This is a genomic window from Pseudonocardia nematodicida (genome assembly GCF_040105385.1).
GTDB lineage: Bacteria > Actinomycetota > Actinomycetes > Mycobacteriales > Pseudonocardiaceae > Pseudonocardia > Pseudonocardia nematodicida.
Genome location: NZ_JBEDNQ010000003.1, coordinates 615486 through 639531, shown reverse-complemented (window position 1 = coordinate 639531; position 24046 = coordinate 615486). Strand labels below are relative to the sequence as shown.

At 72.8% G+C, this 24046-nt stretch carries 23 protein-coding genes; 10 read left to right on the top strand and 13 right to left on the bottom strand.

Annotated features, from left to right (window positions below; genetic code table 11):
* Window positions 1–193: 193 nt before the first annotated feature.
* Entirely contained in the window at window positions 194–1381 is a 1188-nt protein-coding gene (locus WIS52_RS10390; RefSeq protein ID WP_349297924.1) for an acetyl-CoA C-acetyltransferase, read from the bottom strand.
* 138 nt (window positions 1382–1519) lie between these two features.
* On the opposite strand from WIS52_RS10390, the gene mce reads away from it, so the two are divergent.
* From mce to WIS52_RS10375, 3 genes are all read left to right on the top strand, one after another.
* Window positions 1520–1981, top strand: a complete 462-nt coding sequence (gene mce / locus WIS52_RS10385; protein WP_349297923.1) for a methylmalonyl-CoA epimerase — start codon at window positions 1520–1522, stop codon at window positions 1979–1981.
* 173 nt (window positions 1982–2154) lie between these two features.
* Window positions 2155–3486, top strand: coding sequence for a crotonyl-CoA carboxylase/reductase (gene ccrA, locus WIS52_RS10380; RefSeq protein ID WP_349297922.1), 1332 nt, complete (start codon window positions 2155–2157; stop codon window positions 3484–3486).
* Between the two features lie 128 nt (window positions 3487–3614).
* A complete protein-coding gene (locus WIS52_RS10375) occupies window positions 3615–4829 on the top strand; it encodes a coiled-coil domain-containing protein (protein WP_349297921.1) in 1215 nt (404 codons plus the stop codon).
* Window positions 4830–4847: 18 nt separating this feature from the next.
* Here WIS52_RS10375 and WIS52_RS10370 read toward each other — a convergent pair whose 3' ends face one another.
* The 4 genes from WIS52_RS10370 to nucS form a co-directional block, all read right to left on the bottom strand.
* Window positions 4848–5165 carry a hypothetical protein gene (locus WIS52_RS10370; RefSeq protein WP_349297920.1) on the bottom strand — a complete coding sequence of 106 codons (318 nt, stop codon included), beginning with the start codon at window positions 5163–5165 and terminating at the stop codon, window positions 4848–4850.
* A gap of 14 nt (window positions 5166–5179) precedes the next feature.
* Window positions 5180–6964, bottom strand: a complete 1785-nt coding sequence (locus WIS52_RS10365; RefSeq protein ID WP_349297919.1) for a 3-hydroxyacyl-CoA dehydrogenase family protein — start codon at window positions 6962–6964, stop codon at window positions 5180–5182.
* Between the two features lie 110 nt (window positions 6965–7074).
* Window positions 7075–8568 (bottom strand): aldehyde dehydrogenase family protein, encoded by a 1494-nt coding sequence (locus WIS52_RS10360; RefSeq protein WP_349297918.1) that lies wholly within the window; start codon window positions 8566–8568, stop codon window positions 7075–7077.
* 18 nt (window positions 8569–8586) lie between these two features.
* Window positions 8587–9246: an endonuclease NucS gene (nucS, locus tag WIS52_RS10355; RefSeq protein WP_349297917.1), complete on the bottom strand. Its 660-nt coding sequence runs from the start codon at window positions 9244–9246 to the stop codon at window positions 8587–8589.
* Window positions 9247–9310: 64 nt separating this feature from the next.
* Between nucS and WIS52_RS10350 the strand changes: the two genes are divergently transcribed.
* A complete protein-coding gene (locus WIS52_RS10350; RefSeq protein ID WP_349297963.1) occupies window positions 9311–9856 on the top strand; it encodes an NUDIX hydrolase in 546 nt (181 codons plus the stop codon).
* A gap of 58 nt (window positions 9857–9914) precedes the next feature.
* Here the strand turns inward: WIS52_RS10350 and WIS52_RS10345 are convergent, their stop codons facing one another.
* The gene (locus WIS52_RS10345) at window positions 9915–11153 is read right to left on the bottom strand and encodes a cytochrome P450 family protein (RefSeq protein ID WP_349297916.1); all 1239 of its coding nucleotides are present in this window, start codon (window positions 11151–11153) and stop codon (window positions 9915–9917) included.
* Between the two features lie 84 nt (window positions 11154–11237).
* Between WIS52_RS10345 and WIS52_RS10340 the strand changes: the two genes are divergently transcribed.
* From WIS52_RS10340 to WIS52_RS10330, 3 genes are read left to right on the top strand one after another with little or no spacing between them, the layout of a single operon-like run.
* On the top strand, window positions 11238–12011 hold the full coding sequence (locus tag WIS52_RS10340; RefSeq protein ID WP_349297915.1) for an enoyl-CoA hydratase-related protein: 774 nt from the start codon (window positions 11238–11240) through the stop codon (window positions 12009–12011).
* Window positions 12012–12058: 47 nt separating this feature from the next.
* Entirely contained in the window at window positions 12059–12952 is an 894-nt protein-coding gene (locus WIS52_RS10335) for a transporter substrate-binding domain-containing protein (protein WP_349297914.1), read from the top strand.
* 37 nt (window positions 12953–12989) lie between these two features.
* Entirely contained in the window at window positions 12990–13955 is a 966-nt protein-coding gene (locus tag WIS52_RS10330) for a hypothetical protein (protein ID WP_349297913.1), read from the top strand.
* 86 nt (window positions 13956–14041) lie between these two features.
* Here WIS52_RS10330 and WIS52_RS10325 read toward each other — a convergent pair whose 3' ends face one another.
* A complete protein-coding gene (locus tag WIS52_RS10325; protein ID WP_349297912.1) occupies window positions 14042–16060 on the bottom strand; it encodes a protein meaA in 2019 nt (672 codons plus the stop codon).
* Window positions 16061–16270: 210 nt separating this feature from the next.
* Here WIS52_RS10325 and WIS52_RS10320 point away from each other — a divergent pair, with 210 nt between their 5' ends.
* A complete protein-coding gene (locus WIS52_RS10320; RefSeq protein ID WP_349297911.1) occupies window positions 16271–16606 on the top strand; it encodes a hypothetical protein in 336 nt (111 codons plus the stop codon).
* Window positions 16607–16615: 9 nt separating this feature from the next.
* On the opposite strand, the gene WIS52_RS10315 is transcribed toward WIS52_RS10320, so the two are convergent.
* Window positions 16616–17467 (bottom strand): DUF1206 domain-containing protein, encoded by an 852-nt coding sequence (locus tag WIS52_RS10315; protein WP_349297910.1) that lies wholly within the window; start codon window positions 17465–17467, stop codon window positions 16616–16618.
* 211 nt (window positions 17468–17678) lie between these two features.
* Between WIS52_RS10315 and WIS52_RS10310 the strand changes: the two genes are divergently transcribed.
* The gene (locus WIS52_RS10310) at window positions 17679–18716 is read left to right on the top strand and encodes a hypothetical protein (protein WP_349297909.1); all 1038 of its coding nucleotides are present in this window, start codon (window positions 17679–17681) and stop codon (window positions 18714–18716) included.
* Between the two features lie 18 nt (window positions 18717–18734).
* On the opposite strand, the gene murA is transcribed toward WIS52_RS10310, so the two are convergent.
* Window positions 18735–20003 (bottom strand): UDP-N-acetylglucosamine 1-carboxyvinyltransferase, encoded by a 1269-nt coding sequence (murA, locus tag WIS52_RS10305; protein ID WP_349297908.1) that lies wholly within the window; start codon window positions 20001–20003, stop codon window positions 18735–18737.
* A 124-nt stretch (window positions 20004–20127) separates the two neighbouring features.
* Between murA and WIS52_RS10300 the strand changes: the two genes are divergently transcribed.
* Window positions 20128–20715: a cob(I)yrinic acid a,c-diamide adenosyltransferase gene (locus WIS52_RS10300; protein WP_349297907.1), complete on the top strand. Its 588-nt coding sequence runs from the start codon at window positions 20128–20130 to the stop codon at window positions 20713–20715.
* A 3-nt stretch (window positions 20716–20718) separates the two neighbouring features.
* Here WIS52_RS10300 and WIS52_RS10295 read toward each other — a convergent pair whose 3' ends face one another.
* Genes WIS52_RS10295 through WIS52_RS10280 form a run of 4 tightly spaced genes read right to left on the bottom strand, consistent with a single transcriptional unit; the run spans window position 20719 to window position 24034 of the window.
* Entirely contained in the window at window positions 20719–21168 is a 450-nt protein-coding gene (locus WIS52_RS10295) for a DUF2550 domain-containing protein (protein ID WP_349297906.1), read from the bottom strand.
* 21 nt (window positions 21169–21189) lie between these two features.
* Window positions 21190–21567, bottom strand: coding sequence for a F0F1 ATP synthase subunit epsilon (locus WIS52_RS10290; protein ID WP_349297905.1), 378 nt, complete (start codon window positions 21565–21567; stop codon window positions 21190–21192).
* A gap of 35 nt (window positions 21568–21602) precedes the next feature.
* Window positions 21603–23045, bottom strand: a complete 1443-nt coding sequence (gene atpD, locus WIS52_RS10285) for a F0F1 ATP synthase subunit beta (RefSeq protein WP_349297904.1) — start codon at window positions 23043–23045, stop codon at window positions 21603–21605.
* A complete protein-coding gene (locus tag WIS52_RS10280; protein WP_349297903.1) occupies window positions 23045–24034 on the bottom strand; it encodes a F0F1 ATP synthase subunit gamma in 990 nt (329 codons plus the stop codon). Before WIS52_RS10280 ends, atpD begins: the two co-directional genes overlap by 1 nt.
* Window positions 24035–24046: the final 12 nt, after the last annotated feature.

Sequence of the window (24046 nt, the reverse complement as noted above, 5' to 3'; positions counted from 1 at the left end):
GGCAAAACCGACCGCGAGATCCGCCGCTGCCTCAAGCGCTACATCGCCCGCCAGCTCCACCGCCAGCTCGAAACCCCACCCACCCGGCCCAACACCCCGCTGACCATTGACAGCCCATAGGAGCGTCGCTTTAGTTCGGCGATACCGAACTAAAGCGTCATGAGTCGGGTTCAGGGGGTGGGATCCGGGACGGTCAGGGCTTGGGGACGCGGATGATCAGGGCGTCGCCCTGGCCGCCGCCGCCGCAGAGGGCCGCGGCGCCGACCCCGCCGCCGCGGGCCTTCAGGGCGAGGGCGAGGTGCAGGGCGATCCGCGCCCCGGACATGCCGATCGGGTGGCCGAGGGCGATGGCGCCGCCGTCGACGTTCACCTTCTCCTCGTCGAGCCCGAGCGTGCGGGTGGACACGATGCCGACCGCCGCGAACGCCTCGTTGATCTCGACGAGGTCGAGGTCGGCGGGCTCGATGCCCTCCTTCTCGCACGCCTTGCGGATCGCGTTCGCGGGCTGCTCGTGCAGCGAGGCGTCCGGACCCGCGACGACGCCGTGCGCGCCGATCTCGGCGAGCCACTCCAGCCCCAGCTCCTCGGCCTTCGCCTTGCTCATCACGACGACCGCGGCCGCGCCGTCGGAGATCTGCGAGGCCGACCCGGCGGTGATGGTGCCGTCGGCGGAGAAGGCCGCCTTGAGCTTCCCGAGCCCCTCGGCGGTGGTGTCACCGCGCACGCCCTCGTCGGTCGAGAACACGACCGGGTCGCCCTTGCGCTGCGGGATCTCGACCGGGGTGATCTCGGCCTCGAAGGTGCCGTCGGTGGCGGCCCGGGCGGCGCGCTGGTGCGAGCGGGCCGAGAACGCGTCCTGCTCCTCGCGGGTCAGCGAGTAGCGGGCGTTGTACTTCTCGGTGGACGCACCCATCGCGACCTGGTCGAACGCGCAGAACAGGCCGTCGTAGGACATGTGGTCGGTGAGCGTGGCGTCGCCGAACTTGGTGCCCTCGCGGGACTTGCCGAGCAGGTGCGGGGCCTGGGTCATCGACTCCTGCCCGCCGGCGACGACGACGTCGAACTCGCCGGCCCGGATCAGCTGGTCGGCCAGCGCGATGGCGTCCACCCCGGACAGACAGACCTTGTTGATCGTCAGCGCCGGGACGTCCATCGGGATGCCCGCGGCGACGGCGGCCTGCCGGGCGGGGATCTGGCCGGCGCCGGCCGTCAGCACCTGGCCCATGATCGTGTACTCGACCTGCTCGGGAGCGACACCCGCGCGTTCCAGCGCGGCCTTGATGGCGACACCGCCGAGCTGGGCTCCGGAGAAGCCCTTCAACGAGCCGAGCAGACGGCCCATCGGCGTGCGGGCGCCGGCGACGATCACGGTTCCGGACACGGGTCCTCCAGCAGGCTCCATCGGCAGGTGGGCGGCCACCATACCCACGCCCCGCCGCCCGGCGGGACGCTCCGAACGGTGGGGGTGACCAGCGGCACAGGGGTCTACCGGCCAGTAGATCCGGTACCTTCCGCCGTCATGACGACAACCGATGACGCTCTGTCGCCGCTGGTCGTGGCCGTCGACCACGTGGGGATCGCGGTGCCCGACCTGGACGAGGCGATCCGCTGGTACGGCGAGAACCTCGGCCTGGTCGCGGTACACACCGAGACCAACACCGAGCAGGGCGTGCGTGAGGCGATGCTGGGCGCCCCCGGCGAGGACACGGGCGCGACCAAGGTCCAGCTGCTCGCCCCGCTCGACGAGAACTCGACGATCGCGAAGTTCATCGGGCGCAACGGCCCCGGCCTGCAGCAGGTGGCCTACCGGGTGACCGACGTCGCCGCCGCCGCCGACGCCCTGCGCGCGAAGGGCCTGCGCCTGCTCTACGACGAGCCGCGCCGCGGCACGTCGGACTCGCGGGTGAACTTCGTGCACCCCAAGGACGCCGGTGGAGTGCTGGTCGAACTGGTCGAACCGGCCGCCGCCTCCCGTCCGTAGGGCCAGGTCGGCGGGCGGGTGGCCTGCGTCACGATGGGGTCGCGGGGGTATCCGGGGCGACCGGGTCTCTGTTTACGATCCCACCCAGCTGTTTACGATCCCACGCAGTAACCGTCGGCGCGTGCGGTATATCACGCAGCGAGCTCACTGACGATCGCCAACGGAGGCCAGCAGTGAAGGACATCCGCGACGCCATCCTGACCGGGCAGTTCACCGACATCGGCGGTCTGGAGGTGCCCGAGACCTACCGGGGCGTGACGGTCCGGGCGTCCGACGCCGACATGTTCGACGGCCTGCCCACGGCGGAGAAGGACCCCCGCAAGAGCCTGCGAGTGGAGGACGTCCCGGTGCCCGAGCTCGGCCCCGGCGAGGCGCTGGTGGCCGTGATGGCCAGCGCCATCAACTACAACACCGTCTGGACCTCGATCTTCGAGCCGGTCTCGACGTTCTCGTTCCTCAAGCGCTACGGCAAGCTCTCCCCGCTGGCGAAGCGGCACGACCTGCCCTACCACGTCGTCGGGTCGGACCTGGCCGGCGTCGTCGTGCGCACCGGGCCGGGAGTGAACTCCTGGAAGGCCGGGGACCAGGTCGTCGCACACTGCCTGTCGGTCGAGCTGGAGAGCCCGGACGGGCACTCGGACACGATGATGGACCCGGAGCAGCGGATCTGGGGCTTCGAGACGAACTTCGGCGGGCTCGCCGAGCTCGCGCTGGTCAAGTCCAACCAGCTGATGCCGAAGCCGGACCACCTGACCTGGGAGGAGGCCGCGTCCCCCGGGCTGGTCAACTCCACCGCCTACCGGCAGCTCGTCTCGCGCAACGGCGCGGACATGAAGCAGGGCGACGTCGTGCTGATCTGGGGCGCGTCCGGCGGGCTCGGCTCCTACGCCACCCAGTTCGCGCTCAACGGCGGCGCCACCCCGGTCTGCGTCGTCTCCTCCGAGGAGAAGGCGCAGATCTGCCGGGACATGGGCGCCGACCTGGTCATCGACCGCAACGCCGAGGGCTACCGGTTCTGGTCCGACCCGCAGACCCAGGACCCGAAGGAGTGGAAGCGCCTCGGCGCCCGCATCCGGGAGCTGACCGGCGGCGAGGACCCGGACATCGTCTTCGAGCACCCGGGCCGGGAGACCTTCGGCGCCTCGGTCTACGTGACCCGCAAGGGCGGCCAGATCGTCACCTGCGCGTCGACCTCGGGATACATGCACGAGTTCGACAACCGGTACCTGTGGATGAACCTCAAGCGGATCGTCGGCTCGCACTTCGCCAACTACCGCGAGGCCTACGAGGCCAACCGGCTCGTCGCGAAGGGCATGATCCACCCGACGCTGTCGCGGGTGTACCCGCTGGACGAGACCGGGCAGGCCGCCCACGACGTCCACCGCAACGCCCACCAGGGCAAGGTCGGGGTGCTCGCGCTGGCCCCCGAGGAGGGGCTCGGGGTCACCGCGCCGGAGAAGCGCGAACGGCATCTCGCGGGCATCAACCGGTTCCGCGGGGTGTGACCCGAAAGGCTTGGCGAGGGCCCGTCGCTGTCACACGGATGGGCTCTTCGTCACGTCCGGGGTGAACACGGCGGTCGCGGGTGCCGAACTCACGGCTGTGACACGCGAGCGACGGTACGGTGACGCCCATGGCCGGTGACCACGACACTCCCGTACCCCGGACCGGTTTCTCGGTCGCGCGCCGCGGTTACGACCAGGTCCAGGTCGACGGTCATCTGCGCCGGCTCGACGCCGAGGTGCGGATGCTCGCCGCCGACCGGGACGCCGCCGTCGCCCAGAACGCCCGGCTGAGCCGTGAGCTCGACGACGCCCGGTCCCGCACCGAGGCGATGCAGCAGCAGGTCAACCGCCTGGCCGGCCCGCCGCAGAGTGTGCAGGGCATGAGCGAGCGGCTGCGCTCGATGCTGCGGCTGGCCGAGGACGAGGTCGCCGAGATGCGCGCCGAGGCCGAGCGGGACGTGTCCCGGCAGCGCGCGCAGGCGAGCGAGCACGCACAGGCCGTCCTCGACGAGGCCCGCACGGAGGCGGAGCGGGTCGGCGCCGACGTCGAGACCCGCCGGGCCGACGCGGAGCGCGCGGCCGACGAGCGCGATCGCGCCCTCGACGACAAGCAGGCCCGGATCGAGCGGGAGCTGGCGGAGCTGCGGGAGCGGACCGAGAGCGAGCTCGCCGACCTCCGCGCGACCACCGAGGGCTCGCTGGCCGAGCAGCGGCACAACACCGAGCGCGAGCTCTCCGAGTCCGAGCGGACGGTCACCGAGCGGATCACCCGCGCCGACGACGAGGCCCGGGAGACCCGCGAGCAGGTCGAGCACGACTTCCGGATCGCGATGGACCAGCGCCGCACCGAGGCGCTGACCCTGCTGCTCGCCGAGCGGGACGAGCTGACCGAGGAGATCACCCGCCGCCGCCGGGAGACCGACGCCGAGGCCGAGCAGACCCTGGCCGCCGCGCGCACCGAGGGGGACCGGATCCGTTCGGACGCCCGCCGGGACGCCCAGGAGACGATCGAGTCCGGCCGCCGGGAGGTCGAGCGGCTCACTGCGCTGCGGTCCCGGGTGGTCGATCAGCTCCGGGCCACCCGCGAGCTGATCGGCACCGAGGCCGGCGACCTCGACACCGGACCGGGCCTGGACCACGCCCCCGCCGACGGCCCGGGCGAGGCGCTGTCCGTCGACGTCCGCACCGGCGACACGCTGAACGGTGACGCGGTCGCCGGCGAGCCCGTCGCCGAGGGTGCCGTTCCGGTCGTGCCCGAGCAGGCCGCCGAGAGCGCGCCGCGGCCGTCGCCGACGCCGCGGTCGGCGAACGGTCAGACCCGGCACACCGCTCGCGTCCGCTGACGACCCGGTCCGCCGGGCTCACCGCCTGCGGGACCCCGGCCGTCGGCGGTCCCGGGCGTTCCAGCACGGCTGGTGCCAGTGCCTGCGGTCCTCGACCCCACCGGTGTCGTCGGCCGGCCAGGTCACGACGTGCGGGGTCCCCGAGGGCAGCAGCTGGTCGCAGCCGGGGCACCGGTAGTTCTTGACCGAGTTCCCGCCCGGGACCCGGCGGACGTTCCACTCGCCGTCCCGGCCGACCTCGACCGAGGTCACCATGCCGCTGCCGAGCGGCGACGGCGCGGGACGGCCCCGTCCCCGTTCGGTGGGGCGGGGCCGTCTCGATCGTCCGCGGGCCATGTGCCCAGTCTGGCCTACCGGGCCGTGTAGTCCCGGAAGCCGTGCCCGGTCTTGCGGCCCAGCCGGCCCGCGGTCACCAGGTGCTCCAGCAGCGGTGCGGGCGCGAACCCGGACTGGCGGAACTCGGAGTACAGCGAGCGCTGGATGGCCAGCGAGACGTCCAGCCCGACGACGTCGAGCAGCTCGAAGGGCCCCATCGGCAGCGCGCAGCCGGTCTTCATCGCGGCGTCGATGTCGTCCGCGGTCGCGTAGTGCGCCTGCAGCATCTTCACCGCGTCGTTCAGGTAGGGGAACAGCAGCGCGTTGACGACGAATCCGGCCCGGTCACCGCAGCTCACCGGGACCTTGCCCAGGTTCTGGGTCACGGACAGGACGGTGGCCGCGACCTCGCGCGAGGTGCCGATCTGGGAGACGACCTCGACCAGCTTCATCACCGGCGCCGGGTTGAAGAAGTGCATGCCGATCACGTCGCCGGGCCGCTCGGTGGCCGCGGCGCACTCGACGACCGGCAGCGACGACGTCGTCGTCGCCAGGATCGCGCCCGGCTTGCAGATCTCGTCGAGCGCGCCGAACATCGCCCGCTTGACGTCGAGCTCCTCGGCGACGGCCTCGACCACCAGGTCGACGTCGGCCATGTCCTCGAGCCGGGTGGTGACGGTGATCCGGCCGGCCACGGCGTCGCGCTCGGCCTCGTCCAGCTTGCCGCGGGCGACCGCCTTGTCCAGCGACTTCCGCACGTGCGCGAGCGCGCCCCCGGCCTTGGACTCGCTGCGGCCGCGCACGACGACGTCGTAGCCGGCCCGGGCGAACACCTCGACGATGCCCGAGGCCATCGTCCCGGTCCCGACGACGCCGACCCGGCTGATGTCGCGCAGCGTCACGTCCGCGGGGACGGTCGACGACGGGGTGTCCGCGTCCGGCACCACCTTCGAGCTGTGCGGCGCGGAGTAGGTGTAGAAGCCGCGGCCGGACTTCCGGCCGAGCAGCCCAGCGGTGATCATCTGCCGGAAGACCGGGTTCGGCGCGTGCATCAGGTTGCGCGACTCCCGGTACATCGTCTCGAGGATCTCGTAGGCGGTGTCCAGGCCGATCAGGTCGAGCAGGGCCAGCGGGCCCATCGGGTAGCCACAGCCGAACCGCATCGCGGCGTCGAGGTCCTCGCGGGTGGCGTAGCGCTCGGCGTACATCTTCGCGGCGTGGTTGAGGTAGCCGAACAGCAGCGCGTTCGCGATGAACCCGGCCCGGTCGCCGATGACCACGCCGACCTTGCCCAGCGTGCCCGCGAACTCCTGCACGTCGGAGATCACGTCGGGCTCGGTGACGACCGTGCGCACGATCTCGACCAGCTTCTGCACCGGCGCCGGGTTGAAGAAGTGCATCCCGACGACCTTGCCCGGGCGCGTGGTGCGCACGGCCAGCTCGGTCACCGACAGCGACGAGGTGTTCGAGCAGATGATCGTGTCGTCGCCGACCACCGCGTCGACCGCGGCGAGCACCGAGGCCTTGGCCTCCCGGCTCTCCGGAATGGCCTCGACGACCAGCTGGGCCGCGGCCAGGTCGGACATCGCGGTGGCGATCGTGATCCGGCCGAGCAGCTCGTCGGCCTGGGTCCGGGAGAGCTTGCCGCGCTCGACCGCACGGCCGGTCGAGGTGGCCAGGTGCTCCCGGCCGCGCTCACCCGCGGCCGCGTCGACCTCGACCGCGATCACCTCGAGGCCGTTGCGGGCGAAGACCTCGACGATCCCCGCCCCCATCGTGCCGAGGCCGACCACTCCGACGGTCCGGAACTCGCGTGCCACCTCAGGAACCTCCTCGTTCACCGGCCATGACGTGCGCGATCCTCCCATCCGGAGGCCGCACGCACGGGTGACCTGCGTCCCGACTCACGCCCAAAGGCGGGGTCCGCGGTTCAGGACCGCGACACCCACTCCCGGGCACGCAGCGCCGCCGCCAGGGCCCGCATGACCGCCGGCGGCCGCCGGAAGGAGGTCACCGGCACCGGGAGGGCGAAGCGCTGCCGGGCGACCGACTGTGCCCGGGTGAACTCGCGGAGCCCGTCCGCCCCGTGGATCCGGCCGAAGCCCGACTCCCCCACCCCGCCGAAGGGCAGCGACGGGATCCCGGCGAACGAGATCACGCCGTTGACCGCGACCATGCCGCAGCGCAGCCGGGCGGCGATCTCCTCACCGTGCGCGGCGGAGAACACGGTGGCACCCAGGCCGTAGCCGGTGCCGTTGGCGCGGCGCACCGCCTCGTCGACGTCCGGGACGCGGTTCACCACCAGCAGCGGCCCGAACGTCTCCTCACCGACCGCGACCGAGGTCTCCGGGACGTCCGCGATCACCACCGGCTCGATCCGGCCGTCGTCGCGCACCGACGACGCCCCGCCGAGGACGGCCCGGCCGCCGGCCTCCAGCGCGTCGGTGACGTGCCGGCGCACCACCTGAGTCTGCGACGGCATCGTCATCGGCCCGAGGTCGCCCTCGGTGGTGGCGGTGCCGACCCGCAGCCGCGACGCGGCCACCCGGACCTTCTCCAGGAACGCCTCGGCGACCTGCTCCACCACGTACACCCGCTCGACGCCCACACACGTCTGCCCCGCATTGGACATCCCGCCCCAGACGGCGGCGTCCGCCGCGGCGTCGAGGTCGGCATCGGCGTCGACGATCAGCGGGTCCTTGCCGCCGCACTCCATCAGCACCGGGACCAGGTTCTCCGCGCAGGCGGCCATCACCCGGCGCCCGGTCGCGGCCGACCCGGTGAAGGCGATCTTGCCGATGCCGGGTGCCCGGCACAGCTCGGCGCCGGTCGCCCCGTACCCGGTCACGACGGTGAGCAGCGGGTAGCGGCCGACCTCGGGCACGGCCTCGGCCAGCGTGCGGGCCAGCTCGTGCCCGACCCCGGGGGTGAGCTCGCTCGGTTTGAACACGACGGTGTTGCCCGCCGCGAGCGCGTAGGCGATCGAGCCCATCGGGGTGAAGACCGGGTAGTTCCACGGCCCGATCACCCCGACGACGCCGAGTGGCCGGTAGGTGAGCGACGCGGCCTGGTTGGCCATCAGCGCCCCCGGCCGTACCGAGCGGCGGCGCAGCACCTTCTCCGCGTTCGCCGCCGCCCATCCCAGGTGCTCGATGGTGAGGACGACCTCGAGCCGGGCGTCGTCGAACGGCTTGCCGGTCTCGTCGGCGACCACCCGTGCGACTCGGTCGAGCTGGCGGGCGAGCACCGAGCGCCAGGCTTTCAGCCGGGTGCGACGCCCGGCGAAGCCGAGCCCGTCCCACCAGGCCGCGGCCTCGCCCGCCGCGTGGACCGCGGCGCGGACGTGCTCGCCGTCGTGCACGGGGTAGCGGGCCAGCTCCGCGCCGGTGCGGGGAGCGAACGAGGGCAAAGCGGCGGCGCTCACATGATCAGCGTAGGCGCTTCAGAACAGCCGCATGTCCTTCGACGTCATCCCCCGCAGCTCGTCGTAGTCGACGGTCACGCACCTGATCCCGCGGTCGGTCGCCAGCGTCCGCGCCTGCGGCTTGATCTGCTGCGCCGCGAAGACCCCCTGCACCGGGGCGAGCAGCGGGTCGCGGTTCATGAGCTCGAGATAGCGGGTGAGCTGCTCGACACCGTCGATCTCCCCGCGCCGCTTGATCTCGACCGCGACGTGCGTGCCGTCGCCGTCCCGGCAGAGCAGGTCGACCGGGCCGATGGCGGTCATGTACTCACGGCGGACCAGGGTCCAGTCGTCCCCGAGGGTGTCCGGGTGCGCGGCCAGGAGTTCCTGCAGGTGCGCCTCGACGCCGTCCTTGACCAGGCCGGGGTCGACGCCGAGCTCGTGCGACGAGTCGTGCAGCACCTCGTCGATGGTGATCACCAGCGACTCGTCGGCCTTGTTCCGCACCGTCCAGACGCCGGGTTCCTCGGTCAGCCAGCACGGTGGCGACATCCAGTTCAGCGGCTTGTAGGCCCGGTCGTCGGCGTGCACGCTCACCGAGCCGTCGGCCTTCACGAGCAGCAGCCGGGGAGCCATCGGAAGGTGGGCGGTAAGCCGTCCGGCGTAGTCCACCTGGCAGCGGGCGATGACGAGACGCACCCGGCTCACTGTAAGGCGACCCCGCTGCGGTCCCGACCCCGGCCTCGGCCAGGCTGGACGGGTGATCGAGCAGCTCTCGACCCGCCGGGTGTACGCCAACGCGTGGATGACCGTGCGCGAGGACGGGATCCGGCGCCAGGACGGCACCGAGGGCGTCTACGGCGTCGTCGACAAGCCCACCTACGCCCTGGTCATCCCGCGCGACGACGACGGCCGCCTGCACCTGGTCGAGCAGTACCGCTACCCGGTGGGCGAGCGCCGCTGGGAGTTCCCGGCCGGCACCGCGCCGGACCGGGCCGAGCAGGACCCGGCCGAGCTGGCGGTACGCGAGCTCGCCGAGGAGACCGGGCTCGCCGCCCGGGAGATGACCTTCCTCGGGATGCTCGACGTCGCGCCGGGCATGTCCAGCCAGCGCGGTCACGTCTACCTCGCGACCGGTCTGACCGAGGGCCCGCCGCAGCGCGAGCACCAGGAGCAGGACATGCGCGCCGCCTGGTTCACCCCCGGCGAGTTCGAGGAGATGGCCCGGCGCGGCGACCTGACCGACGCGCAGACCCTCGCGGCCTACGCGCTGATGCGCCTGCACGCCGACGGCGCACCTCCTGCATGATCCTTCTCTGCGGAACCGAGATGCCACTCGACCGCCTCCGGCGCTCCGCCGAGACGGATCATGCGAGTCGCACGGGCAGCTCCGCGAGCCGGCTGAAGCCCGGGCGCGGCACCCACACCAGGTCGGAGGCCGGCACCGCGAGCCGCAGGTCTCCGAAGCGCTCGAACAGGGCGCGCAGCGCCACCTCCGCCTCCTGGCGGGCCAGGGCGGCGCCGAGGCAGTAGTGCGGGCCCTGCCCGAACCCCAGGTGGCCTTCGCCGCGCCCGGTCTCCCGGGCGAGGTCGAGCCCGTCGGCGTCGTCGAACTCGCGGGGGTCGGTGTTCGCGGACAGGATCGCCGGGATCACCGGGGTACCCGCCGCGATCGTGGTGCCGCCCAGCTCGACGTCCTCGGTCGCGTAGCGGACCTGGGCGAACTGCACCGGGCCGCGCAGCCGCATCAGCTCGTTCACCGCCGCCGGCCAGCCGGCCGGGTCGGCCCGCAGCGCGGCGAGCCGGCCGGGGTGGGCGAGCAGCGAGACGACCGAGTTCGACAGCAGGTGCGCGGTCGTCTCGTGCCCGGCGACGACCAGCGCGATGATCATGGTGACCAGCTCCCGGTCGGAGAGCCGGTCGCCGTCGTCGTCCTGGGCCTGCACCAGGCCGGTGATCAGGTCGTCGGCCGGGTCCGCACGCCGCCGGGAGATCAGGTCGTGCACGTGGTCGACCATCTCCCGCAGCGCGACCGGGGTCCGCGCGGGGTCCATCGACGACATCACCCGGCCCCACTCGTGCCACTGCGGGCGCTCGGGCTCGTCGATCCCGACCAGCTCGCAGATGACCGTGATCGGCAGCGGGTAGCAGAAGGCCTCGACCAGGTCGACCGTGTCCTCCCGCGCGAGCGCGTCCAGGAGACCGGCGGTGATCTCCTCGACGCGCGGCCGCAGCGCCGACACCCGGCGGACGGTGAAGGCCCGGGACACCAGCTTGCGCAGCCGGGTGTGGTCGTCGCCGTCGGCGTTGAGGATACTGCGCGCCAGGTAGTCGACCAGGTCCTCGGGGATGCCGAGCTGGGCCGTCATCGCCTCGCGGATGCCGCCCGGGCCCTCCCCCGCCGACGCCGGGTCATTGACGAACCGCGGGTCGGTGAGCACGGTGCGCACGTCGGCGTAGCGGGTGACCAGCAGCATCGGCGGCGCGCCGAACATCGACGCCGACACCGTCGGCGCCTGCTCGCGCAGCCGGGCGTACCCGCCGTAGGGGTCCGCGGTCAGCTCGGGTCCGGTCAGGTCCACGGGCTCGGAGGTCGTTCCGGTCATCGTGTGCTCCCTTCACCGTCGCGGCGGCGGTCCACCGTCAGGCTGTACCCACGGCGCGGTCGTGTCGAGATACCGTCTGGAGTCATGACCGACTACGAGCACCTGCTGGTCAAGCAGGACGGCGACACGGTCCGGATCACGATGAACCGCCCGGCGCGGCGCAACTCGCTGACCGAGGCGCACCTGCGCGAGCTGCTCGACGCGTTCGAGAACGCCGGCCGCAGCGACGCGACCGGGATCGTGCTCGCGGGCGAGGGCAAGGCGTTCTCCTCCGGACACGACTTCGGCGACGTCGCCGCCCGGGACCTGGCCGGCGTCCGCGACCTGCTGCGGCTGTGCACCACCGTGATGCGCACGGTGCAGGAGGTCCCGCAGGTGGTGATCGCCCGGGTGCACGCGACCGCGTGGGCGGCCGGGTGCCAGCTCGTCGCCAGCTGCGACCTCGCCGTCGCCGCCGAGTCGGCGACGTTCGCGCTGCCCGGGGGCAAGGGCGGCTGGTTCTGCCACACCCCGGCCGTCCCGGTGGCGCGCAACATCGGCCGGAAGCGGCTGATGGAGATGGCGCTGACCGGCGACGCGATCGACGCCGCCACCGCCGCCGACTGGGGGCTGGTCAACTACGCGGTGCCGGACGGCGAGCTCGACGCCCGGGTCGACGACCTGCTCGCGCGCGCCACCCGCGGCAGCCGGCTCTCCAAGGCGGTCGGCAAGCAGACCCTCTACGCCCAGCTCGACCGCCCCGAGGCCGACGCCTACGGGATCGCGGCGGAGGTCATGGCGTCGATGTCGCAGTCCGGAGGCGCCCGGGAGGGCATGGCGTCGTTCCTGGAGAAGCGCGCCCCGGAGTGGACGGACTGAGCGGCCGTCCCGGGCCGCACCACCTGATCACCTAGGCTCGGCGGATCATGAGTACGGACCTCCGACTGAGCCGGCGGCGGCTGCTGGGCGCCGCGGCGGCACTCGGCGGGGCGGCGCTGCTGCCGGCCGGCTGCGGCCGGGAGTCGGCGGACGCCCTGGAACGGGTGCGGGCGGGCGGGGACCTGGTCGTCGGCCTCTCGGGCGAGCGCCCGTTCGGCTACACCGACGGTTCCGGACGCCCGACCGGAGAGAGCCCCGAGGTCGCCCGCGCGGTGGTCGAGGGGCTCGGCGGCGGCGGGCTGGTCGCGGTCCAGCTGCCGTTCGACCAGCTGGTCCCCAACCTGATCGACGGCACGTTCGACGTGATTGCAGCCGGGATGACGGTGACCCCGCTGCGCTGCCAGCAGGTCGCGTTCTCCCGCCCCGACTTCGTCGCCCGGACCGGACTGCTCGTGCCGCAGGGCAACCCGCTCGGCGTCGCGACGCTCGCCGGGGTCCGGCGCTCCGGGGCCACGCTCGGCGTGCTGACCGGTGCCGCCGAGCAGGAGTACGCGCTCGCCGCCGGCATCGCACCCGAGAAGATCGTCTACTTCGACTCGCAGGGCGCCCTGGTCCGGGGCGTCGCCGGTGGGGAGGCCCAGGTCGGCGCGCTCACCCGGATCTCGCTGCTGGACGAGGTGCGGCGCAACGCCGGGATCGGGCTGCAGGTCACGGCCGGGTTCGCGCCCGAGGTGGCCGGGCGGCCGGTCGTCGGCGCGGGCGCGTTCGCCTTCCGGCCGGCCGACGCCGAGCTGCGGGCGGAGTTCGACCGCGGGCTGACCGCGCTGCAGGATTCCGGCCGCTGGCTCGCCGTCACGGCTCCGTTCGGGTTCGGCGAGGACAACCTGCCGCCCCGCGATCTCACCGTCGACGACATCTGCGCCCGCACGCCCGCGTCGTAGACCGACGGGCGGGCGCGCCGGATGCGAGGATCGCCGCATGGCACTGCGCATCGCCGGGTTCCCGGTTCCCGGCCCGTCCGACCTGCTCTCCGGAGCGGCCACCGTCGTCGACCGGACGGGCGAGCTGGCCGGGACGGTGGCCGCGCTGCCGGCCCGGTGCGGCGACCTGCTCGACGAGGTCGGCTCTCTGGTGGGGCGGATCGGGACGATCGCCGGCCGGGCCGAGGAGCTGCTGGACCGGGTGGACGCGGTCGTCGACCGGGTCTCCGCGGTCGCCGACGACGCGAACGGGCTGATCGACCGGGTCACGACGACCGCCGGTTCCGCCGACGACCTCGTCCGCCGGGTCTCGACGGTCGCCGAGACCGCCGAGGGCCTCGTGACCCGGGTCAGCACGGTCGCCGAGACCGCGGACGGGCTGGTCGCCCGGGTCACCGCCGTCGCCGACGACGCGAGCGGGCTCGTCGAGCGGGTGTCGGTGGTCGCACGCAACGCCGAGGGCCTGGTCGCGCGGGTCGACACCGTCGCCGGGGACGCCGACGGGCTGGTCCGCAGCGTGAGCTCGGTCTGCGACCGCGCGGGCGGCCTGATCGCCCGGGTCGAGGAGGTCACCGAGGAGGCTACCGGCGTCGTCGGCTCCGCCCGGCAGGTCTCGCAGCGGGCGAGCGAGGTCGTCGACGCGGCGTCGGGCGCCAGCACGCAGGCCGTCGAGCTGCTCGACGTCTACCGGCCGCTGGCCGAGCAGGCGGCGCCGCTCGCGCGGAAGTTCGTCGAGGAGCTGTCCGAGGACGAGGTGCAGGCGGCGATCAAGCTCGTCGACCAGCTCCCGGTGTTCACCGAGCACATGGAGACCGACATCATGCCGATCCTGGCCACGCTCGACCGGGTCGGGCCGGACGTGCACGAGCTGCTGGACGTGCTCAAGGAGGTCCGGCAGGCGATCGTCGGCATCCCCGGGTTCCGGCTGCTCAGCCGCCGCGGCAGCGAGCGCGAGGGCGACTGAGGCCCGGCGGTCGAGGGCCGAAGCAGCAGCACCGAGGCCCGGCGGTCGAGGGCCGACGCAGCAGCACCGAGGCCCGGGCCCCGCGCTCAGCTCAGGCCCTGGGCCCGCCGGATCAGGTCCACGATCTCGCCCATCATCTCGGTGAGCCGGTAGTTCTTCGGCGTGAACACCGCGGCGACGCCGCCGTCGCGCAGCCGCTTCTCGTCCTCCGGCGGGATGATCCCGCCGACGACGACCGGGATCTCCCCGGCCCCGGCCTCGCGCAGACCGCGCACCACGGCCGGCACGACCTCCAGGTGCGTCCCGGACAGCACCGAGAGCCCGACCGCGTGCACGCCCTCCTGCACCGCGGCGGCGACGATCTGCGACGGCGTCAGCCGGATCCCCTGGTAGACGACCTCGAAGCCGACGTCGCGGGCCCGGACGGCGACCTGCTCGGCGCCGTTGGAGTGCCCGTCCAGACCTGGCTTGCCGACCAGCATCCGCAGCCGCTGGCCCAGCTCGTCGCCGGTGCCGCGGACCCGCTCGCGCACCTCGGCGATCTCGCCGGCGCCCTCGCCCGACGCGGTCGCCGCGGACACCCCGGTCGGCGCCCGGAACTCGCCGAAGACCCCGCGCAGCGCGCCGGCCCACTCGCCGGTGGTCACCCCGGCCTTGGCACAGTCGATCGAGACCTGCATCAGGTTCTGCTCGGTCTTCGCCGCGTCCCGCAGCGCGCGCAGCGCCTCGGAGACGGCGCCGGCGTCCCGCTCGGCCCGCCAGCGCCCGATCGCCTCGATCGCGGCCCGCTCGGTCTCCGGGTCCACGGTGAAGATCGCCTCGGCGCCCTCGGCCTGCAGCGGGGAGGGCTCGGTGGTCTCGAACCGGTTGACCCCGACCACCACCCGCTCCCCGGACTCGAGCCGGCGTCGCTCCACGGCCAGCGAGCTCACCAGCTCGCCCTTCATGTAGCCGGACTCGACGGCGGCGACCGCTCCGCCAATCTCCTGCACCCGGTCGATCTCGGCGCGGGCACCCTCGACGAGCTCGGCGACCTTGGCCTCGACCACCACCGAGCCCTCGAAGAGGTCCTCGTACTCGAGCAGGTCGGTCTCGTAGGCGAGCACCTGCTGCATCCGCAGCGCCCACTGCTGGTCCCACGGCCGGGGCAGCCCGAGCGCCTCGTTCCAGGCCGGGAGCTGCACCGCGCGCGCCCGGGCGTCCTTGGACAGCGTGACGGCGAGCATCTCCAGCACGATCCGCTGGACGTTGTTCTCCGGCTGGGCCTCGGTCAGCCCCAGCGAGTTGACCTGCACGCCGTAGCGCAGCCGTCGCTGTCGAGGGTCCTCGACGCCGTAGCGCTCGGAGGTGATCTCGTCCCAGAGCCGGGCGAAGGCCCGCATCTTGCACATCTCCTCGACGAACCGCAGGCCCGCGTTGACGAAGAACGAGATGCGCCCGACGACGTCGCCGAAGCGTTCGGGCGGGACCTGGCCGGAGTCGCGCACCGAGTCCAGCACCGCGATCGCGGTGGACAGCGCGTAGGCCAGCTCCTGGGTCGGCGTGGCCCCGGCCTCCTGCAGGTGGTAGCTGCAGATGTTGATCGGGTTCCACTTCGGGATCTCGGTGACCGACCAGGCGACCATGTCGGTGATCAGGCGCAGGCTGGGCCCGGGCGGGAACACGTAGGTGCCCCGGGACAGGTACTCCTTGACGATGTCGTTCTGGGTGGTGCCGGCGAGCTTCGCGCGGACCTCGGCGTAGTCGAGGCCGGTCTCCTCCGCCTGCTCCTCGGCGACGGCGACGTAGAGCGCCAGCAGCCACATCGCGGGCGCGTTGATGGTCATCGAGGTGTTCGCCTCGGCGACCGGGATACCGTCGAACAGCGCCCGCATGTCGCCGAGGTGGCTCACCGGGACGCCGACCTTGCCGACCTCGCCGCGCGCCAGCTCGTCGTCGGGGTCGTAGCCGGTCTGGGTGGGGAGGTCGAACGCCACCGAGAGCCCGGTCTGGCCCTTCGCGAGGTTGCGCCGGTACAGCTCGTTGGTCCGCTGCGCCGAGGAGTGCCCCGCGTAGGTCCGGATGACCCACGGTCGGTCGCGCTCACGATCGGTCGGGTACGGCATCGGAACCTCCGCATCGTTGGGGGGCCGCGCTGAGGCCCGGCGGTCGATGGCCGAAGCATCAGCGCGGATACTACTGGCGGGTAGACCCCTACCGGTGTGATCCGCACCCCTCTTGCGCGGCAAACTACGCGAATGCACGGGAAACCGAGCGCTGGATCGGTTCACCGCCCCACCGCCCGGTCAGGGCGCGCGGGTGCGACCATCGGCGACGTGGACGTCGACGTGATCCCGAGGCTCGGCGCGGTCATCGGGGTCGTCGTCGCGCTCGTGGTGCTCGGACTGCTGCTGCGCTGGACGTTCGGCAGCCAGAAGGACGAGCGGATCCCCACCGACGACCCGGACGACCCGGTCGCGACCGGCCTGCTCACCGAGGTCTCCCGGGTGCCCGGCAGCGAGGCGGCCCGGGTGCTGCGCGACCGGCTCCGCGACGCGGGCATCCGCGCGACGATCTCCCGGCCGACCGACGGCGGCGGCTTCGCCCTGCTCGTCTTCCCGGCCGACGTGGCGGACGCCCGGGTCGTGCTCAGCCGCGGCGCCCTGGAGTAGCGCTGCCGGTCAGGTCACCCGGTGGTACCGGGCGTCGAGGAAGCAGAACACGCCGTAGCAGGCGATGCCCACCCCGACGGCGATCAGCAGGAACACGCCGAACGGCTGCTCGCGCAGGGTCTTCAGCGCCGAGTCCAGCCCGTTCGCCTGCTGCGGGTCGAAGGTGAGCGCGGCGAGCCCGAGCAGGATCCCCAGCACCCCGATCGCGATGCCCTTGGCGATGTAGCCGATCTGCCCGGTGCGCGCGTTGACCCGGCGGGCCCGCCGGTCCGCGCCGCCCAGGTCCTGGTCCTCGGTGAACTTCTTCTGCCAGCCGTTCCAGATCATCACCCCGCCGCCGATCAGCACCCCGAGCCCGACCAGCGCGGTGATGATCTGCCCGCCGGGCAGCCCGAGCAGGCCCGCGGTCGCCTGCCCGCCCCCGCCGGATGACGACTGGCCGCGCACCGCCGTCGTCGCCGCGGTGACCGCCAGCACCGCGTAGACCACGGCCTGGCCGGCCGAGACCACCCGCTTGGTGAGCTGCTTCTTCCGGTCGCCGACGTAGCCGAAGCCCCAGATCGACGACACCGTCCGCCAGAGGACGACCGCCGCGAACCCGAGGACGAGCACCCACAGGAACACCCGGCCCAGCGGCTCGGCGGCGATGGCGCCCAGCGCGCCGTTCTGGTCGGCCTGCCCGCCCGATCCCAGGGCCAGCTGGATCGCCAGCCAGCCGATCAGCAGGTGGAGCACACCGTTGGCGGCGATCCCGCCCCGCGCCGCGATCCGCACCGGCTTCGAACGGGCCGCGTCACGGGCGCCCCGACCGGCCTTCCGACCGGCCCGTGACACGTCCGCTGCATCTGGGGTGCCCACCATGGCCGGTCTCCTCGCGTCGTGCTCCGGGAGGACTCCCGGTGCGCATCGGCAGCCTGCCACCGTCGGAGGAATACCGCAGACCGTGCAACGGTCCGGTGACCGCACGGATCCGGCGCCGGTGCACCGATCAGGGCGTTTCCCTCGTTGAGGTGACGAGGAACGCGCAGAGCGGGTCGCGGGCGACGAGGGAGGTGCGGTGCGTCGAGGTCTGGTGACACTGACCGTCGGGATCGTGCTGGCCGTCCTGGGGTACGTGGCGGCCGGGTGGTGGGGTGAGCGGGCCGAACGGGCGGCACGAGCAGTCGCCGAGGAGGCGCTGCCGGGCGGTCTGCGGGTACTGCAGGTGGAGCCGCCGGACCCGGTGAACGCCCCGGACGGGTCCCGCACCGTGCTGGCCGTCCCGGTCGACGATCCGGACGCCGCCGTCCGCTTCCCGCTCCCCTCCGACGGCCGCTGCGACGCGACGTGCCTCGAGCAGGTACGCGACGCGACCGAGCTCGCCCGGGGACGGGCCGTCGAGCACCGCGTCCTGGTCGCGACCGCCGCCGGGTGCGGGCTGGAGATCGCGGGCGTGACCGGGATCGACCGCTCCGACCGGCGGTCCCGGGACGCCGACAACCCGGTGCTGCTCGTCGGCGTCACGGTCGTCGCCGACGTCCGGCCGGACGCCGGCGCGGCGCTGACCGACCGGCTGGACCGGTGCGCGGCCGATCTGGTGGCGGCGCGCGCGAGGTCGGCGGACAGCGGCCCGGGGGGCACCGCGGAGCTGGACGTGTCGGTGGTCGCGCCGGACGCCGCGGGCCTGGCCGAGCCGGTCGACCCCGCCCTGCCCGCCGTCGAGCGGGCGGCCCGGTCGGCCCGGGCCGTGGCGGCCCAGGTCCGCCACGCCACGACCGTGACGGCCGGTCCGGGCGGTGAGCACCCGCCGTCCCGCACGACGTTCGGGCCGGTCCTGGACGTCGAGGGGCAGCACCGGGTGCACGGGGCGGCGACCGGCGCGCTCCGGTGGCACCTCGACGCGACCGACGTCGAGATCGTGGGCAACCCGCGGTTGCGCGACCGGGCGGTGTACCTGCCGGGCACGCTGGAGCGGGCCCGCTTCTACACGGTGTTCGGCACCCTCACCCCGGGGGAACGCCTGATCGGCGCGGTCGACGTCGACGTCGACGGTGCCGACCCGGTCGTCGCGCGGGTGTTCGCGGGGTCGGAGTACGCGTTCCCCTACGACCCCGACCTGCACGGCGGCTGACGGCCCGGCTCGGGAGTACTACCGCTCGGGCTCGCCCGCGACCCGGGCGATGTCCGCACCCAGCGCGCTCAGGTTCTCCACGAACCGCGGGTAGCCGCGGTCGATGTGCGCGACGTCCCAGACCTCGGTGGTCCCCCGGGCGCACAGCCCGGCCAGCACCAGCCCGGCGCCGGCCCGGATGTCGCTGGCCCAGACCGGCGCGCTGGAGAGCTCCGGCCGCCCGCGGACGACGGCGTGGTGGCCGTCGGTGCGAGCGTCCGCACCGAGCCGGACCATCTCGTCGACGAACCGGAACCGCGCCTCGAACACGTTCTCGGTGATCATCGAGGTGCCCTCGGACACCGCGGAGAGCGCGATCGCCATCGGCTGCAGGTCGGTCGCGAAGCCGGGGTAGGGCAGGGTCACGAAGTCGACCGACTGCGGCCGGTCCGGCATCGCGACGCCGAACTCGTGCTCCCCCACCGTGACCGTCGCGCCGGCGCTGCGGAGCTTGTCGAGCACCAGGTCGATGTGGTGCGGGTCGACGCCCCGCACGGTGACCTCGCCGCGGGTCATCGCGGCGGCGAACGCCCAGGTCGCGCCCACGATCCGGTCGCCGATCACCCGGTGCGTGGTCGGCTGCAGCCCGGTCACGCCGTGCACGGTCAGCGTCGAGGAGCCGACGCCCTCCAGCTTCGCGCCCATCTGCTGCAGCATCACGCACAGATCGATGATCTCCGGCTCGCGGGCCGCGTTGTCGATCACCGTCGTGCCCTCGGCCAGCACCGCGGCCATCAGGATGTTCTCGGTCGCCCCGACGCTGGGGAAGTCCAGCCAGATCTGCGCGCCGTGCAGGTCCTTCGCCGACGCGGTCACGCTGCCGTGCTCGATGTCGGTGGTCGCGCCGAGCTTGCGCAGGCCGTTCTGGTGCATGTCCAGCGGCCGCGAGCCGATCGCGTCGCCACCCGGCAGCGGGACGACCGCGCGCCGGCAGCGGGCCACCAGCGGGCCCAGCACGCACACCGACGCGCGCAGCTTCGACACCGAGCGGTAGTCGGCCTCCGCACCGGGATCGGTCGGGACGTCGATGTGCACGGTCGGTCCCTCGATGGTCACCGTGCAGCCCAGGCTGCGCAGCACGTCCGCCATCAGCGGGACGTCCAGGATCTCCGGGCAGTTCTCCAGCGTCGTGCGGCCCTCCGCCAGCAGGGCGGCCGCCATCAGCTTGAGCACACTGTTCTTCGCCCCGACGACGTCGACGGACCCGCTCAGCCGGGCCCCGCCACGGACCGCGAAATGCTCCACCACGTCCAGAACGGTAACGGGGCGGTCACCGGACGCCGGGCACACCCCGAGGTGCGCGTCCCTGTTCGTCCGTCCGGCGCAGCGGATCGTCTGGTCGTCGCCTGAGATGTCCGCATAGCCTGTCGGAGTGGCGGTACACCTGACGCGGATCTACACGAAGACCGGCGACGACGGCAGCACGGCTCTCGGCGACTTCAGCCGGGTCCGCAAGACCGATCCCCGGCTGGCGGCCTACGCCGACACCGACGAGGCGAACGCCGCCCTCGGGGTCGCGGTGACCGTCGGAGGGCTGGACGAGCGGGTCACGGGACCGCTGCGGCAGGTCCAGAACGACCTGTTCGACGTCGGCGCGGACCTGTGCGCGCCGATCGTGCCGGATCCCGAATATCCGCCGCTGCGGATCACCGAGGGGTACGTGACGCGGCTCGAGGGATGGTGCGACGAGTTCAACCCGGAGCTGCCGAAGCTGAACTCGTTCATCCTGCCCGGCGGGACCCCGGGGGCGGCCTACCTGCACGTGGCCCGGACCGTGACCCGGCGGGCCGAGCGGTCGGTGTGGGCGCTGCTCGAGACCGACGCGGAGCGGACCAACCCGCTGACGGCGCAGTACCTGAACCGGCTCTCGGACCTGCTGTTCATCCTGGGCCGGGTGGCCAACCCGGACGGCGACGTCCTCTGGAAGCCGGGCGGCCCGCACGGCGCCCCGGACGCCTGAGCCCTACGAGGCCTCGCGGTAGCCGCCGTTGCGTCCGGGCGGGGTGGCCTCCAGCCAGGCGAGGAAACCGGTCCGGACGTCGGTGGACATGGCCAGCTCGACGTCGCCCTCCCGGCCGCCCGGGATCCGGGCACGGAAGCGGAGCACCTCGGAGGCCGTCGGGATCGCGAACTCCTCGGACCGGTAGGGCGGCCGCCGGTCGACGATCTCCAGGTCCGCCCGGTCCAGGACGACGGTGGGGCCGATCCGGAAGCTGGTCAGCCGGTACCAGGCGAACCGCTCGCCCTCGTAACGGCCGACGCCGAAGTGCCAGTCCGTGACAGCGAAACGGCGGCGCAGACACAGGTCCACGCCGCCGCCCCGCATGAGTCGCACCCGCCGTACGGCGAGCCAGACCAGCGCGATGACCAGGCACAGCAGCAGAACTCCGACGACCGCGGCGATGAGTTCCACTTCCGTGCCGTCCTCCGCGGTCTACGCGGCCTCGGCGGCCCGGAGGCGGGCCTCGGCCCTGGCCCGGGCCGCGTGTCCCTCGGGGGAGTCGTCGGCCGCGTCGCGGGCCCGCTGGGCCCGCGCCACGTCGATCTCGTCCGCCTGCTCGGCGAACTCGGCCAGGATCGACACCCGCTCCGCCGACACCGACAGGAACCCGCCGTGCACCGCGATGGTGCGCTTCGAGCCGTCGGTGCCGTCGATGCGGACGACCCCGGCCTCCTCGAGCTGGGCCAGCATCGGCTGGTGGCCCGGCAGGATGCCGACGTCGCCGACGGTGGTGCGGGCGACGACGAACGTCGCCTCGCCCGACCACAGGCGGCGCTCGACCGACACCAGGTCGACCGTCATCTCAGCCATCAGAACTCCGCTGTCTCTTCGCTCCGCAAGCTCGCTCAGCCCTCGAGCTTCTTGCGGTTCTTCTCGAGGTCGTCGAGGCCACCGCAGAGGAAGAACGCCTGCTCGGGGACGTCGTCGAACTCGCCCTTGGCGATCTTGTCGAACGCCTCGATGGTCTCCTTCAGCGGGACCGTCGAGCCCGGCTGGCCGGTGAACTGCTCGGCGACCAGCAGGTTCTGCGAGAGGAAGCGCTCGATCCGGCGCGCCCGGCCGACGAGCTGCTTGTCCTCCTCGGACAGCTCGTCGATGCCGAGGATGGCGATGATGTCCTGCAGGTCGTTGTACTTCTGCAGGATCCGCTTGACCTCGTTGGCGACGCGGAAGTGCTCGTCGCCGACGTACTGCGGGTCGAGGATCCGCGACGTCGAGGTCAGCGGGTCCACCGCCGGGTAGATCCCCTTCTGGGAGATCGGCCGGGAGAGCTCGGTGGTCGCGTCCAGGTGGGCGAACGTGGTCGCCGGCGCCGGGTCGGTGTAGTCGTCCGCGGGGACGTAGATCGCCTGCATCGAGGTGATCGACCGGCCACGGGTCGAGGTGATCCGCTCCTGCAGCTCGCCCATCTCGTCGGCCAGGGTGGGCTGGTACCCCACCGCGGACGGCATCCGGCCCAGCAGGGTGGAGACCTCCTGGCCGGCCTGGGTGAACCGGAAGATGTTGTCGATGAACAGCAGGACGTCCTGGTCCTGGGCGTCCCGGAAGTACTCCGCCATGGTCAGCGCGGACAGCGCGACCCGCATACGGGTGCCCGGCGGCTCGTCCATCTGACCGAACACCAGCGCGGTGTTCTTCATGACGCCCGACTCGGTCATCTCCGTGATGAGGTCGTTGCCCTCACGGGTGCGCTCACCGACACCGGCGAACACCGAGGTGCCACCGAAGTTCAGCGCGACGCGCTGGATCATCTCCTGGATCAGCACGGTCTTGCCGACACCGGCGCCGCCGAACAGGCCGATCTTGCCGCCGACCACGTACGGGGTCATCAGGTCGAGGACCTTGATGCCGGTCTCCAGCATCTCGGTCTTGCCCTCGAGCTGGTCGAACCGCGGGGCCTTCTGGTGGATCGAGCGCAGGTCACCCTGCACCTGGAACGACGGGTCGTCCAGGCAGTCGCCGAGCGCGTTGAACACGTGCCCCTTGACCTGGTCGCCCACCGGCACCGAGATCGGACGGCCGAGGTCGGTGACCTCCTGGCCGCGCACGACGCCGTCGGTCGGCTGCATGGAGATCGCGCGAACCAGGTTGTCGCCCAGGTGCTGGGCGATCTCCAGGGTCAGCTTGCGCTTGTCACCGGAGAGGTCGACCTCCAGCGTGAGCGCGTTGTACAGGTCCGGGACCTGGTCACGCGGGAACTCGACGTCGACGACCGGACCGGTCACCTGGACGACGCGCCCGGTGATCGTGCCCGCCGAGGTCACTGTCCCGCCAGTGGTTGCGGTCATCAGCTCTCACTTCCTGCGCTGGCGAGAGCGTCGACACCACCGACGATCTCGCTGATCTCCTGGGTGATCTGAGCCTGACGTGCCTGGTTGGCCTCCAGGGTCAGACTACGGATCAAATCGTTCGCGTTGTCCGTAGCGGCCTTCATGGCCCGCTGCCGGTTCGCCGACTCCGAGGCCGCCGACTCCAGCAGGGCGGCGTAGAGCCGCGACCCGATGTACTTCGGCAGCAGCGCGTCGAACAGCGTGTCCGCGTCCGGCTCGAACTCGTAGAGCGACTGCGGGCCCTGCGCCGACGCGCCGGCGTAGGCCTCCGGGCCGGTCTCGCCCTCCGGGTCCGCCGCCGCCGACTCACCGCCGGAGTAGCTGACCTCCAGCGGAGCCATCCGCCGGGCCTGCGGAACCTGGGTGATCATGTTCCGGAAGCTCGTGTACACGAGGTGGAGCTCGTCCACGCCCTGGATGCCGTCCGCACCCGTGTCGTCGCCGTCGTCGTCGACCCCGGCCATGAACGCGTCCACGAGGACCTTCGCGGCCTCGGCCGCGTTCTCGTAGCCGGGCTGCTCGGAGAAGCCGGTCCAGGACTGCTCGATCTCCCGGTTGCGGAACCGGTAGTACGAGACGCCCTTGCGGCCGATGACGTAGAGCACCGGCTCCTTGCCCTGCTCACGCAGCAGGGACTGGAGCTGCTCGGCCTCCTTGAGCACGTTGGCGTTGTAGCCGCCGCACTGGCCCCGGTCGCTGGTGACGACCAGCACCGCGGCCCGCTTCGGCTCCTCGCGCTCGACCAGCAGCGGGTGATCCAGCGCCGCGTTCGACGCCAGCTCGGACAGCGTGCTGGTCATCAGCTCGGCGTAGGGCCGTGCCTCGTCCACCCGCGCCCGGGCCTTCGCGATCCGTGAGGTCGCGATCAGCTCCTGGGAACGGGTGATCTTCTTGATGGACTGCGTCGACCGGATACGCCGCCGCAGCACACGGATCTGTGCCGCCACTGGGTATCGCCC

What these genes read in the sequence shown, in the direction of transcription:
- mce (WP_349297923.1), top strand. Translation starts at nt 1,520, where the DNA reads ATGACGACAACCGATGACGCTCTGTCGCCGCTGGTCGTGGCCGTCGAC.
- WIS52_RS10330 (WP_349297913.1), top strand. Translation starts at nt 12,990, where the DNA reads ATGGCACTGCGCATCGCCGGGTTCCCGGTTCCCGGCCCGTCCGACCTG.
- WIS52_RS10315 (WP_349297910.1), bottom strand. Translation starts at nt 17,467, where the DNA reads ATGGTGGGCACCCCAGATGCAGCGGACGTGTCACGGGCCGGTCGGAAG.
- WIS52_RS10325 (WP_349297912.1), bottom strand. Translation starts at nt 16,060, where the DNA reads ATGCCGTACCCGACCGATCGTGAGCGCGACCGACCGTGGGTCATCCGG.
- WIS52_RS10370 (WP_349297920.1), bottom strand. Translation starts at nt 5,165, where the DNA reads ATGGCCCGCGGACGATCGAGACGGCCCCGCCCCACCGAACGGGGACGG.
- WIS52_RS10345 (WP_349297916.1), bottom strand. Translation starts at nt 11,153, where the DNA reads ATGACCGGAACGACCTCCGAGCCCGTGGACCTGACCGGACCCGAGCTG.
- WIS52_RS10290 (WP_349297905.1), bottom strand. Translation starts at nt 21,567, where the DNA reads ATGGCTGAGATGACGGTCGACCTGGTGTCGGTCGAGCGCCGCCTGTGG.
- atpD (WP_349297904.1), bottom strand. Translation starts at nt 23,045, where the DNA reads ATGACCGCAACCACTGGCGGGACAGTGACCTCGGCGGGCACGATCACC.
- WIS52_RS10340 (WP_349297915.1), top strand. Translation starts at nt 11,238, where the DNA reads ATGACCGACTACGAGCACCTGCTGGTCAAGCAGGACGGCGACACGGTC.
- WIS52_RS10375 (WP_349297921.1), top strand. Translation starts at nt 3,615, where the DNA reads ATGGCCGGTGACCACGACACTCCCGTACCCCGGACCGGTTTCTCGGTC.
- WIS52_RS10335 (WP_349297914.1), top strand. Translation starts at nt 12,059, where the DNA reads ATGAGTACGGACCTCCGACTGAGCCGGCGGCGGCTGCTGGGCGCCGCG.